This window comes from Streptomyces sp. RP5T (assembly GCF_003933965.1).
In the GTDB taxonomy this organism is placed as follows: Bacteria; Actinomycetota; Actinomycetes; order Streptomycetales; family Streptomycetaceae; genus Streptomyces.
This window is the reverse complement of the sequence record NZ_RSAJ01000235.1, coordinates 1-12,535: the sequence shown is the minus strand read 5'-3', so window position 1 is coordinate 12,535 and position 12,535 is coordinate 1. Positions and strand designations below refer to the sequence as shown.

General features: G+C 72.4%; 10 protein-coding genes. 1 reads left to right on the top strand and 9 read right to left on the bottom strand.

What is annotated here, in order from left to right:
- Positions 1-197: 197 nt before the first annotated feature.
- From EHS43_RS23550 to EHS43_RS23530, 5 genes are all read right to left on the bottom strand, one after another.
- Positions 198-1,139 (bottom strand): lysylphosphatidylglycerol synthase domain-containing protein, encoded by a 942-nt coding sequence (locus tag EHS43_RS23550; protein WP_125192762.1) that lies wholly within the window; start codon positions 1,137-1,139, stop codon positions 198-200.
- Positions 1,136-2,623 (bottom strand): hypothetical protein, encoded by a 1,488-nt coding sequence (locus EHS43_RS23545; RefSeq protein WP_125192761.1) that lies wholly within the window; start codon positions 2,621-2,623, stop codon positions 1,136-1,138. Before EHS43_RS23545 ends, EHS43_RS23550 begins: the two co-directional genes overlap by 4 nt.
- A 132-nt stretch (positions 2,624-2,755) precedes the next feature.
- The gene (locus tag EHS43_RS23540; protein ID WP_125192760.1) at positions 2,756-5,110 is read right to left on the bottom strand and encodes a glycoside hydrolase family 65 protein; all 2,355 of its coding nucleotides are present in this window, start codon (positions 5,108-5,110) and stop codon (positions 2,756-2,758) included.
- Positions 5,107-5,844, bottom strand: coding sequence for a beta-phosphoglucomutase family hydrolase (locus EHS43_RS23535; protein ID WP_125192759.1), 738 nt, complete (start codon positions 5,842-5,844; stop codon positions 5,107-5,109). Before EHS43_RS23535 ends, EHS43_RS23540 begins: the two co-directional genes overlap by 4 nt.
- A 43-nt stretch (positions 5,845-5,887) precedes the next feature.
- The gene (locus tag EHS43_RS23530) at positions 5,888-6,328 is read right to left on the bottom strand and encodes a nuclear transport factor 2 family protein (RefSeq protein WP_125192758.1); all 441 of its coding nucleotides are present in this window, start codon (positions 6,326-6,328) and stop codon (positions 5,888-5,890) included.
- A 47-nt stretch (positions 6,329-6,375) separates the two neighbouring features.
- Between EHS43_RS23530 and EHS43_RS23525 the strand changes: the two genes are divergently transcribed.
- On the top strand, positions 6,376-7,038 hold the full coding sequence (locus tag EHS43_RS23525) for a nucleoside/nucleotide kinase family protein (protein WP_125192757.1): 663 nt from the start codon (positions 6,376-6,378) through the stop codon (positions 7,036-7,038).
- Positions 7,039-7,060: 22 nt separating this feature from the next.
- Here EHS43_RS23525 and EHS43_RS23520 read toward each other — a convergent pair whose 3' ends face one another.
- From EHS43_RS23520 to EHS43_RS23505, 4 genes are all read right to left on the bottom strand, one after another.
- On the bottom strand, positions 7,061-8,893 hold the full coding sequence (locus tag EHS43_RS23520) for a hypothetical protein (protein WP_125192756.1): 1,833 nt from the start codon (positions 8,891-8,893) through the stop codon (positions 7,061-7,063).
- Between the two features lie 70 nt (positions 8,894-8,963).
- Positions 8,964-10,664 carry a hypothetical protein gene (locus EHS43_RS23515; RefSeq protein ID WP_125192755.1) on the bottom strand — a complete coding sequence of 567 codons (1,701 nt, stop codon included), beginning with the start codon at positions 10,662-10,664 and terminating at the stop codon, positions 8,964-8,966.
- 2 nt (positions 10,665-10,666) lie between these two features.
- Entirely contained in the window at positions 10,667-11,569 is a 903-nt protein-coding gene (locus EHS43_RS23510; RefSeq protein ID WP_125192754.1) for a carbohydrate ABC transporter permease, read from the bottom strand.
- The gene (locus tag EHS43_RS23505; RefSeq protein ID WP_125192753.1) at positions 11,566-12,477 is read right to left on the bottom strand and encodes a carbohydrate ABC transporter permease; all 912 of its coding nucleotides are present in this window, start codon (positions 12,475-12,477) and stop codon (positions 11,566-11,568) included. The genes EHS43_RS23510 and EHS43_RS23505 overlap by 4 nt, the downstream gene beginning before the upstream one ends.
- Positions 12,478-12,535: the final 58 nt, after the last annotated feature.

The following is a 12,535-nucleotide window of genomic DNA, read 5'->3' as shown; positions in this document are numbered from 1 at the left end:
GCACAAGGCTGCTGATCGCGGCCGTCATCGGGCGGAGGATCCTTCTTCGGGGGGTGCGTACGGCCGCGATCAGCAGCCTTGTGCCATCCTCCGGTACCTGCAAGTCATGTGCAGTAAAGCCCGTGACAGGTCTTGGCCACGACTGGGGAAAGTGCCCCGTCAGGGCGCCGCGCCCGTCCCGGTGACGACGGTCGCGCTCACAGCGCCTTGCGGCGGACGAGGAGGGCGAGCACCAGCAGGCCCGGGAGCAGGGGCAGCCACAGGGTCAGCAGCCGGTAGCCGAGCACCGCGGAGGCGGCGGCCGCCCCGGGCGCTCCCCCGGCGGTGAGCGCGAAGGCCAGTGCCGCGTCGAGGGAGCCCAGTCCGCCCGGGGTGGGCAGCAGGGCGGCCGCGCTGCTCGCGGCGAGGTAGAGGAGGGCCACCAGGGGCGGGCCCAGCGGCAGCGCCACGGCCCGGGTGACGGCGACCAGCACCAGCGCGTGCAGGACGGCGAAGCCCAGCGAACCGCCCCACAGGGCCGCCGCCCGGCGCGGTCGCGCGTGCACGTCCCGCAGGTCGGTCAGCACGAGGGCCACGGCCCGACGGCACCGCGGCCACAGCGCGGTGCCCAGCAGCAGGGCCAGTGCGGCGGCGGCCACGGCGGCGGCCGGCCAGACGGCCGACAGGCGCGGGAGGCCGAGAACACCGGGGCAGGCCGTCGCGAGGACGGCGATGAGGGCGGCCCGCGTCAGCCCGCCCGACGTGGCCTTCACCGCGAGCGCGGTCGCCGCGCGGCCCGCCGGCAGCCCGCAGCGCATGAGGAAGCGGAGGCTGACCGCACCCGCGCCGAGCCCGGCGGGCAGCAGCTGGCCGGCGGCCGAGGCGGCGAACTGCGCGGCCACCAGGCGTCCCGGCGGCAGCGGCCGCACCACCGCGCCCTGCTGGGCGAGCGCCGAGCAGCCCCAGGTCGCGGCGGCGGCCGCGGCGGCCACGAGCAGCCAGCCCTGGTCGGCGACGGCGAGCCTGAGCGCACCGGTCTCCAGCACCGGCCAGTGGTGCCGGGCCAGGGAGACAGCGACGGCCAGGAGGACGAGCGTGAGGGCGAGTTGCCCGCAGACGCGTCCTCGGCCGGCCGCGACGGCGATCCGCCCGGACGTCATGCCGGCCCGTGCCGGGTCACGGCCGGTGCGACATGGAGGTCCATCCCGGCGGCGGGCAGGGTGTGCCAGTCGCGGGCGTAGGCGGGTGGCGCGGCGCCGGGCCGGGTGAGGACGGCGACGGGCATACGGCGGGACGCTCCGACGATCCCGGCATCGGTGCTGTTGGTGTTGGGGCCGCGTGCCGCGGCGGAGGCGCACCCGGCGTAGTACGCGACGGGGACCGACAGATGGCCGGTGAGCAGACAGGGCGGGCGCACCCCGAGACGGTTCAGCTCGGCCGCGGTGCGGGCCCAGTCGCGGTGATGGCCGGTGGCGCGGTCCACCGTGCGCTGCAGCACGGCGTACTGGACCGCCAGATGGCCCGCGAGGCCGATCGCCAGCAGCACCGCCGCGACCGGCCGCCACCGCCCGGCCGGGGTCGTCGCGAGGTGGAACAGCGCGTCGGCGACCGGGATCGCGAGCAGGGCGTAGGCGGGCAGCAGGAAGCGCGGGGCCGCGTAGCCGATCAGGAAGAGGTAGGGGACGGCGGCCGTCGTGGCACAGGCCAGCGGGACGAGGGTGGACCGGGGACGCCGGGCCCGGACCGCGATCACCAGTGCGACGGCGGCCAGCAGCGGCAGGACGGCCCACCAGGCCATGACGGCGGGGTCCGGCAGCGGACCGGTGCAGGGCCGGCACAGGGTCCGGCCGCTCAGGCTGCGCAGTTGGTTGTCCACGGCGAACTGCGGGCCGAGTCCGCCCTGGATGCGGGAGCCCTCGTGGAGGCGCTCGGCGAGACCGCCGTAGTGGAGGTACGCCTCGATCACCCACTGCGCGCCGCCTGCCACGAGTCCGGCCACGAGGGCGAGGACGAGGCGCGGGCGGCGGCGGACGACGGCGGCGACGAGCAGGGGGAGGGCGACCCACACGGCGTCGGTGGGCCGCATCCACGCCATGAGCGCGACACCCGCCACGACGCCCCACAGGGCCCTCGGGCTCTCGCGGGCCCGTAAGAAGCAGCCGACCGCGCCCAGGCCGCCGACGGCCACCCAGTAGTTGGGCATGGCCTGGGGACCGTAGAACACGGTGATCCACAGGGAGGCGAACAGGGCGCCGCCGACGGCGAGGACGCGGGCCGGGAACAGACCGCGCCAGGCGCGCAGGGCCAGGTAGAGGCCGAGACCGGACAGCACGGCGAGGTAGACGCGCAGGAGTTCCGTCGAGGTCGACCAGCTCGCGACCGGCGCCACCAGCAGGGAGACGCCGCGGGCGCGCGGGGCGCTGAAGAAGGCGGCCGGGGCCTGGGCGCCGACCTGGCTGACGTACACGGTCTCGTCCCAGCCGAGGCCCATGCCGGGCCGGACCAGGACGAGCTGGACCAGGGTGAAGGCGGCCGCGACCGCCGCCGCAGGCCATCGGTCCCGGGCACGTGGGGAAGCGCCGGAGGCAACCGGCGGTGTTCTCCGGTTGCCTCCGAGCAGCAGGGCACGGTCGCCGTGGGCCATCGTCCACCCCTCACCCCGTACGCCGCGGGGACTTGGTCCAATCCTCAAGGGCAGGGCCAACCTAACCCGGGGCCGGAGGGGGTGCAGGGCGGTGTTCGGCCAAGCGGTGACGGTCCGGATCGCCCGTCCGGGTCAGCGGGCGTGCGGGGCGCGGTGCCGGGGCTGGTCCGGCGCCGGGCGGTCACGCGGTGCCGGGACGGGGCGGACGACGGGCCCGTCGCCGTTCACGGTGAGCGTGGTGTCGTGGTGGCGGATCGTCAGGGGCGAGCCCGACATCAGGGTGTACGTCGCCTTGTCCGGGCCGATCTCCACCCGCAGGCAGCGGCCGAGGAGCTGGAGGTTGAAGGCGAGACGGCTGAACCGCTCGGGCAGCCGGGGTGCGAAGCGCAGGGAGTCGCCGTCGCGCCGCAGTCCGCCGAACCCCGCGACCAGGGCCGTCCAGGTGCCCGCGAGGGAGGCGATGTGGAGTCCGTCGCGGGTGTTGTTCTCCAGGTCGACGAGGTCCATGAGCGCCGCCTCGGCCGTGTATGCGTAGGCGAGGGACAGGTGTCCCGTGCGGGCGGCGACGACCGCCTGGACGCAGGCCGACAGGGACGAGTCCCGTACGGTCAGGGGCTCGTAGTAGGCGAAGTTGCGGGCGATCTGCTCCTCGTCGTGGAACTCCTCGAACCAGCCGCTGCACAGGTACATCGCCAGCACCAGGTCCGCCTGCTTGACGACCTGCTTGCGGTAGATGTCGAAGTAGGGGAAGTGCAGCATCAGCGGGTACTGGTCGGCGCGGGTGCTGTCGAAGTCCCAGCGCTGGTAGCGGGTGAAGCCGGCGTGCTGCTCGTGCACCCCGAGTTCGTCGTTGTACGGGATGTGGACGGCCTCGGCGGCGTCCCGCCAGGCGGCGCTCTCCTCCTCGTCGACGCCGAACTCGGCGGCCCGCTCCGGATGGCGGCCGCAGGCGTCGGCGGCCGCGAGGAGGTTCGCGCGGGCCATGAGGTTGGTGTAGGTGTTGTCGTCGGCGACCGCGCTGTACTCGTCGGGCCCGGTGACGCCGTCGATGTGGAAGACGCCGTGGTGGTCGTGGTGGCCCAGCGAGCGCCACAACCGGGCGGTCTCCACGAGGAGTTCGACGCCGGTGTCGCGTTCGAAGTCCGTGTCCCCGGTGGCCTCGGTGTAGCGCACGACGGCGTCCGCGACGGCGGCGTTGACGTGGAAGGCGGCGGTACCGGCGGGCCAGTACGCCGAGCCCTCCGAGCCCTCGATGGTCCGCCAGGGGAACGCGGCACCGCTCAGGCCGAGTTGCACGGCACGTTCGCGGGCGGCGGGCAGGGTCTTCTGCCGCCAGCGCAGGGCCTCGGCCACGGCACGCGGCTCGGTGTAGGTGAGCAGGGGCAGCACGAACGTCTCGGTGTCCCAGAAGGCGTGCCCGTCGTAACCGGAGCCGGTCAGTCCCTTGGCCGGAATGGCCCGCTGCTCGGCGCGGGCGCCCGCCTGGAGGACGTGGAAGAGGGCGAAGCGGACCGCCTGCTGGATCTCCTCGTCGCCGTCGACCTCGACGTCGGCGCGCGCCCAGAAGTCGTCCAGGTAGGACCGCTGTTCGTCCAGGAGGCCGTCCCAGCCGCTGTGGGCCGCGGCCGCCAGGGCCGCGTCGACCTGGTCGCTCATCGCGGGCCGGGAGCGGGTCCCGGACCAGCCGTGGGCGACCAGCTTCTCCACCCGCAGCCGCTGTCCGGGCTCCAGGACGGAGGTGACGGTCAGCCGGGCCAGGTCCACCGTCTCCTCGCTGCCCGTGGTGGTGCGTTCGGGCCCTTCGATCACGTGGTCGGCGGCCACGGCGACCCGCAGTCCGCTGTGCCGGGTGCGGTGCACGAGCCGCAGCCGGGTGCCGTCGGCGAAGCCCTCCTCGTGCTCCAGCGGCGACTTGAGGGTCTTGGAGGCGCGCGGGTCGCCGTTCGGTCCGGGCAGGCTCTCGTTGGTGACCAGCTCGGACTGGATGACCACACGGGTGCGGCTGTCGACGGGTTCCACCTCGTAGGCCACGGCGGCGACCGCCCGCTGGGTGAGCGAGACCAGCCGGGTCGAGCGCACCCGTATCCGCGAGCCGGCCGGTGAGATCCACTCGCAGGTCCGCTCCAGGACACCCCGGCGCAGGTCCAGGCAGCGTTCGTGGGCCACGAGAGTGCCGTAGCGCAGGTCGAAGGGCTCGTCGTCGACGAGGAGCCGCACGATCTTGCCGTTGGTGACGTCGATGACGGTCTGGCCGGACTCGGGGTAGCCGTAGCCGGCCTCGGCGTACGGCAGGGGGTGCAGTTCGTGGACGCCGTTGAGGTAGGAGCCGGGCAGGCCGTGCGGTTCGCCCTCGTCGAGGTTGCCGCGCCAGCCGACATGGCCGTTGGACAGGGCGAACACGGACTCGCTCTGGGCGAGGACGTCGAGTTTCAGGTCGGTCTCGCGGACCGCCCAGGGCTCGACGGTGTAGGAGCGCTGGGTGATCACGCCTCCCCTCCCAGCTCGGCGAGGCCCTTCACGACGACGTCCGCGCCGTGCTCGTACAGGGCCTCGGCCTGTCCGACACGGTCGAGGCCGACGACGTATCCGAAGCCTCCCGCGCGGCCCGCGTCCATGCCGGCCAGGGCGTCCTCGAAGACGGCGGACCGGGACGCGTCCAGGCCCAGGTCGTGGGCGGCGGCGAGGAAGGTGTCGGGGTGCGGCTTGCCGGGCAGCTCGCGCTCCGCCGCGACCACGCCGTCGATGCGTACGTCGAAGAGGTCCTCCGCGTCGATCGCCCGCAGGACGTCACGGCAGTTGGCGCTGGAGGAGACGATCGCGGTGCGCAGACCCCGGTCGCGGGCCGCGCGGATGTAGGTCAGGGTGTCGTCGTAGGCCTCGACGCCGTCCGTGCGGATCTTCTCCAGGAGGAGGGCGTTCTTGCGGTTGCCGAGGCCGTGGACCGTCTCCGCGTCCGGGGGGTCCTCCGGCTTCCCGTCCGGCAGTTCGATGCCGCGGGAGGCGAGGAAGGTGCGTACACCGTCGGCCCGCGGCAGACCGTCGACGTACGCGTCGTAGTCATGGTCGTCGAAAGGCCGGAAGTGTTCGCCCTCGCGTTCGCGCAGGAACGCGTCGAACATCTCCTTCCAGGCGGCCGCGTGCACGACGGCCGTCCTGGTGACGACCCCGTCGAGGTCGAAAAGGCAGGCCTTGATTTCTGCGGGTAGACCGAGCTCCGTCATAAAGGACACGGTGCCCAGTGTTTCGCTTCGTCAACAGGTTGATTCAGTCGTGCGGGAAGGAATGGTGCTCGTGGGCCACCAGCCAGCGTTCGTGTTCCTTGCGCAGACCGAAGGTGAGCCTGAGCCGGAAGTCGGGGTGTGCGGCCAGTTCCTCCGGGGTGGCGCAGCGCACCAGGGCGTGGGCGTAGGCGACGTCCGTGCCCGCGGTGACGTGGAGGGACTCGATGTCGAAGCGGGCGCCCTGGGCCTGCCAGGCGAAGAGCGGCGGCCAGGTGGCCCGGTAGGCGGCCAGGCCACGGATGCCCTGGTGGGGTGAGGCCACGTCGAACATCACGATGTCCGGGGCGTGGTCCGCGCTCACGCCCGCGAGGTCGCCGCGGTGGACGGCGGCGGCCCACTCGGTGATCAGGGCACGGATCTGCGCCTCGTCGGATGCGTCGGAGTCGTGGTGCACGGCGTGCCCTCCTTTCTCCCCCTTCCGCATCCAGGGTGCCTGGCCGACCTGGACTCTCCGAATGACACACTCGGCGTGTGCCGCTGACCTTCGACGACCTTGTGACCCGCGCGCGTTCCCTCGCCGAGCCCGGAAGGCGGGCCGTGCTCGGCATCGCCGGCTCCCCCGGCACGGGCAAGACGACCCTCGCCGAGCATTTGGTGCGGGCGCTGAACGGCCCGGGTGAGCCCTGGGTGGCGCACGTCCCCATGGACGGCTTCCACCTCGCCGACGTGGAGCTGGAGCGGCTCGGGCTGCGCGACCGCAAGGGGGCGCCCGAGACCTTCGACGCCGCCGGGTACGCGGCCCTGCTGCGCCGGCTGCGCGAGGAGACGGACGGGGACGTGGTGTACGCGCCCGGCTTCGAGCGGGTCCTGGAGCAGCCGGTCGCCGGGGCGATCCCGGTCCCGCCGACGGCCCGTCTGGTCGTGACCGAGGGGAACTACCTGCTGCTCGGCAGCGGCGCGTGGGCGCGGGTGAGGACACAGCTGGACGAGGTGTGGTTCTGCGAACTCGACGAGGAGGAGCGGCTGCGCCGACTGGTCGCCCGGCACGAGGAGTTCGGCAAGACCCACGACGAGGCGGTGGCGTGGGTGACGCGCTCGGACCAGCGCAACGCCGAGACGGTGGCGGCGACCCGGGAGCGGGCCGACCTCGTGGTGCCGGTGTCGGCGCTGCCGCGCATCGGCACCCACACCTGAGAGCCGGCCCGTTCCCGGGGCCTCAACGGGCGGCCAGCGTCAGTTCCGGCTCGCCGTGTTCATCGCCCGCCGGCTCGCCGACGCGGGCGGTGAACGCTTCGGTGTGCACCACGAGGTCCGCGCCCACGCGCTCGAAGGCCGCGGTGAAGGTGGCCCCGGGGCCGTAGCGCACGGCGAAGGCGTGCAGCCCGTCCGGTGCGTCCGGGACCGGGTCGGCCTCCAGGGCGGTGGAGCTGACCAGGTGGCGCCAGCCCTCGTCGGGGTTGCCGTAGCCGCGGGGGTCGGCGGCCAGCGCGAACGCGGCCTGCTCCTGGGTGTCCTGCGAGCGGGCGTCGAAGTGGTCGGCACCCTGCGCCCCGGGATGCGTGAGCCGCAGGGCGCCCACCGAGCTCACCTCGCCCTCGGCCGTCCGGCGCACCCGGTCGCCGTCGTCCTCGGCGTACGGCAGCCCGGCCAGCAGGCAGGGCGTGCCGGGCAGGCGCTCCACGGTGACCGTGGTCCACAGGGTGGTGCCGTCGGTGACGTACAGGGACTGCAGGTGGCGCAGGACGTGGTCGCGGCCGACGACCGGCTTGGTGACGAGCTTGGCCACGAGGCCGTCGGCGCGCACGTCGCGCACCCGGACCTCGCCCATGGGACGGCACAGCAGGAAGCCGTCGACGACCGGGCCGAAGCCGTGCTGGCGGTTCACGGCCGCGGGGAGGTAGTAGGTGCCCGCGGCCTCGACCAGGGCCGGGGTCATCCGGGAGTCGAAGGCCACCGAGACCGTGCCGGCCCGCAGTTGGTGGCGGGCGGTCACCGTGGACGGCTCCCGGTGCCAGCGCGTGGTGTCCTGGATCTGCCAGACCAGCATCCAGGCGAAGTGGCCGTCCACCCCGCCGTCCTCCTTGACCGCGTGCCGGGCCCAGCGGCTGTCGCCCCGGTAGCGGCCGAGGTCCGTGCCGACGCGGGCACCGAAGTAGCGCAGCCCCAGGACCGATTCGAAGGCGGAGTGCTGCTCGCTGTAGCGCGGGCCGCCGTTGTCGAAGCCGCCATTGGTCAGCCGGGCGTCGATGTAGCGGGCCAGGGTGTCGCCGTCCTCGGCGAACATCTCCTCGCCGCTGATCCGGTGGGCCTGCGCGAGGAAGGACAGGGAGATCGGGCCGTAGTTGTTGTCGTAGGCGCCGCCGTGCTCGGGCGGCAGGGCCGCGCCGCGGTCGGTGACCCGGTGGGCGCGGATCTCCTCCCGGTACAGCCGCAGGGCCCGCGCGCGCACCGACTCCGCCTCGGGGCCCGGCAGATGGGCCGCCAGCATCAGGCCGCCGACCACACAGCCGATCGCCTGGTTGCCGGCCTCCTGGGGGTTGAAGAAGGTCGCCTCGGTCAGCCAGCGCCAGTATCCGCGGGCCACGTCGAGGAGTTCGGCGCGCTGTCCGTCGTCGACCAGACCGCCGGCGGTGTCGAGGACGTTGACCGCCTGGAGCAGGGCCCACACCGTGCTCGGCCAGTCGCCGATGGGGTGGGCGCCCGCCTCCAGGGTGTAACGGGCGTAGGGCAGACCGGAGTTGCGCACCCTCAGGTTCGGGTAGCCCGGGTTGTCGTCGGTGTACACCCGCTCGCGCAGATGGAAGCCGAGACTGCGGGCGACCGCCTCCGGCAGCCTCGGGTCCTTGCTCCGCTGCCAGGCGAACGCGAGGAGGGAGGTGATGCCGAGCGAGGTGTCGCCGATGTCGTCGTCGCAGTCGGGGTGTTCGAGGTTGCCCTCGGGCGTGATCCGCTCCAGGGCCTGCTCGACGACGTCGGCGAGGACCGCGTCGTAGGCCTCGGGGCTGTCCGGCAGGTCGTGCAACGGGCCGAGCTGGCGCGGGAGATGCACGGGAGAGGACGTGGGGTGCACGGGGATCAGCCCTTCATGCCTGGGGTGGCCATGGCGTGGTTCGTCGGGGTCACTCGGCGGGTGCGGTCCGGTGGGCGCGCAGTGCGACGGTCAGAGTCTGCGGGCCCTGGCCGCCGATGTAGACGCGGTTTCCGGTCGTCGCGTCGGTGCCGCCCGCCACGGTGTAGTCCTGGCCCGGGTCGTAGCGCAGCACCTCGGTCCGGTCCGGCCCTGCGAGGGGTTCGCCCGCCTCGACGGCGACCTCGACGCGGACCTCGTCGTCGCCGGCGCGGTAGGTCAGGGGCTCGGTCGTCATGCACCAGCGTCCGTCGCCGAGCGGTACGGCGCCCTGCGGCTCGCCGCCCGGCCGGAAGGTCAGTTCCAGGGACCACGGCACCGGTGGGCCGCTGATGTCGATCCGCAGGTCGGCCCCGTCGTCCCGCAGGTCGACCTCGACCCGCGTGGTGTGGGAGACCTCGTCCTGGGGGCGGTCGGGGAAGGCCATCGACGCGGAGAAACGGCCCTCGTCCACCAGACGGTAGGCGCCGTCCTCGCGCCGGTGCTCCTTCGGGAGCGGCTGGTAGTAGGCGCTGGTGAGGCGCTGGGTGAGCCGGTACCGGTGGTCGGCGAGCCGTTCCATCTCGGCGGCGCGGAACGGGCCCAGGTCGAAGAAGCCGCGGGAGAGCCGGACCGCGTCGAGGACGGCGTCCCCGGCGAACAGGCGCAGGAAGGTGGGGTTGCAGGCCAGGCCCGAGCGGATGCGCCGGTGCTCGGGGACGTCGGAGCCGCCGTACACCACGGTGTGCGCGGTGGCCGAGGCGTGGGCGGCGAGGCGTGCGGTGGAAAGGTACCGGTCGCGCGGGAGCTGCTCCGGGTCCGGAGCCGGCAGGGCGCGGGCCAGATCCGGGGTGAGGAGGGTCTGGGCGAGCAGGTCGGGATCGTGGATGCCGTCGGCGGCCGCCAGGCGGGCGGCGCGGGCGAAGTCGCCCCGGCCGGTGCGGATCGCGAGCAGTCGGTAGTGCGGCAGGTAGGGCCACAGCGCGAACGACTGCCTCTGGTCCTGGCGGCGCGAGTGGACGGTCTCCACCGTGCCGTCCGGCCTGATCAGGTCCAGGGTCGCGGTGAGGTTGCGTTCGACGGCGTCCACCAGGTCGGGACGCCCGAGCACCTCGGCCAGGAGCAGCAGCGCCGGGTTGGTCACGATGGACGCGTAGACGGCGCTGCGTTCCGAGTACAGGCCCTCCGCGTCGATGTCGACGCCCTCGGCGAGCCACTCCTCGGCGCGGGCGAGCAGCCGGTCGTCGGGGAACGACCGGTGCAGCCGGGCCAGCGCCGCGGAGAGCTCCCAGCGGTGGTTGGGGGTGTGCACCCCACCGGTCAGGAGGCTTTCGCCGGCGGCGCCGGCGATCTCGGCGAGCGCCGCCGTGACGTCGGCCAGTTCGGGCCCCGCGCCCGCGGCGAGGACGTGTGCGTCGCACACGTCGTTGACGGTGAACGCGGAGTCCGGCGGCGACTGCACGTTGTCGCCGCCCGCGAAGAGACCGGAGGGCGTCTGCACGGACCGCAGGGCACGCAGGTGGGTCAGCGCGGCCGCGACGGCCCGCTCGCTGCCGTGCAGGGCCGACTCCGGCGAGCGGTACGCCGCGACCAGGGTCTTCACCCGCCGGGCCAGGGCGCGGTGCGGCTCGATGAACTCCGCCGAGGGGTCGGCCGACCCGTCGGCGGCGAGCGCTGCCGCGCGGACGAACTCGTGGTCGAGCGGGCTGGGCAAGGTCAGTCCTTCAGTCCGGCGTTGATGTCGGCGCCCATGACGTAGCGCTGGAAGACCAGGAAGATCGCGATCAGCGGGATCATGGAGATGACCGAGGCGCCGAGCAGGACCGACCAGTTGATGTTCTGCGCGCCGACGATGCTCTGGATGCCGATCTGCACGGTGAACTTGTTGGGGTCGTTGAGCATCAGCAGCGGCCAGATGTAGTCGTTCCAGCGCCACTGGAAGGACAGGATGGCCAGGGTCAGCATGATGGGCCGGGACAGCGGCACCATGATCCGCAGGAAGATCGACAGTTCACGGGCGCCGTCGATGCGCGCGGCCTCCACGAGTTCGTCGGGGACCGTCAGGAAGAACTGGCGGAACATGAAGCATCCGGTCGCGGTGAGCACGGCCGGGAGGATGATGCCGGCGAAGGAGTTGTAGAGGCCGAGGTTGCGGACCACCAGGAACTCGGGGGCGAGCATGACCTCGCCGGGCAGCATCGTGGTGGCCAGGATGCAGATGAAGAACGCCTTGAGCCATTTGTTGTCGTACTTGGCCAGCGCGTACCCGGTGCAGCAGCTGACGCCCACGGTGAGGATCGTCGTGATCACGCACACGAGGGCCGTGTTGATGAAGTACTGGGAGAAGTTGGCGCTGTCCCACGCGGCCCTGAATCCCGACAGGGTGGGGTTGTGCGGGACCAGCGTCAGCGGATAGGAGAACAGGTCGCTGGCCGGCTTGAAGGAGCTGAGGACGAACCACAGCACCGGAAACCCGTACAGACATGCCATGATCCACAGCAGTGTCGTCGCGGACACCGCCTGCCGCAGCCCACCGGTGGCCGTCTTGCGGGGCCGCTTCTTGGTGACGCTCCGACCGGTGCCGACGTCGGCCGGGCGCGGGATGTCTGTGGTTGTCATCGGTTCTCCACCCGCCGGTTGACGATCAGCTGGACGATCGCGACGGCCATCAGGATGAGCATGAGCACGAACGACGCGGCACTCGCGTAGCCGATCTGCCCCCGTTTGAAGCCTGTCTCGTAGATGTACTGGACGAGCAGGTTGTTCGAGGTGCCGGGTCCGCCGTTGTTGAGGGCGACGAACACCGGGTACTCCTTCATCGAGTTGATCGTGTTGAGCAGGATCACGATGAACGAGGTGGGCGCGATGCTCGGCAGGGTGATGCTGAAGAACTGGCGCCAGGGGCCGGCGCCGTCGAGCGAGGCGGCCTCGTAGTACGACACCGGCACGTTCTTGATCGCCGCGATGAACAGCAGCATCGTGAAACCGGTCCAGGCCCAGGCCGCCGCCATCACGACCACGAGCAGGGAGAGGTCCGCGTTCGACTGCCACGGAACGGCGTCACCGCCGAACTTCTCGATGACGTAGTTCACCAGGCCGAAGTTCTCACCGAACATCCAGCGCCACAGGACACCCACGACGATGGGCGACAGCAGCCACGGGATGAAGAAGACGACGCGGGCGACGGACCCGCCCTTGGCGTGCTTGCTCACCACGAGGTTGGCGGCGAGCAGGGAGACCACGAAGTTCAGCGGGACGAACAGGACGGTGTACAGCAGCGTCCGGGTCAGCGCGTCGTAGAACGTGGAGTCCCCGAACAGGTTCTGGTAGTTGTCCAGCCCGACCCACTGGAAGACCCCCACGCCCGTGTAGTTCGTGAAGGAGTAGACGAGCCCGATCACCGCCGGCCAGACGAAGAACAGCGCGAAGAGCACGACGTTGGCCGCGATGAGGACGAGCGGCGCAAGGGTGTACTTACTGCGTCTCCTGGGCGGGCTCACGGACACGTCCGCGGCGCGTTTTGTCATCTTCCTGACTCCGTGCTGTGGAAGGGGTTGCGGTGGGCTCAGGCCATGAGCCCGGCAT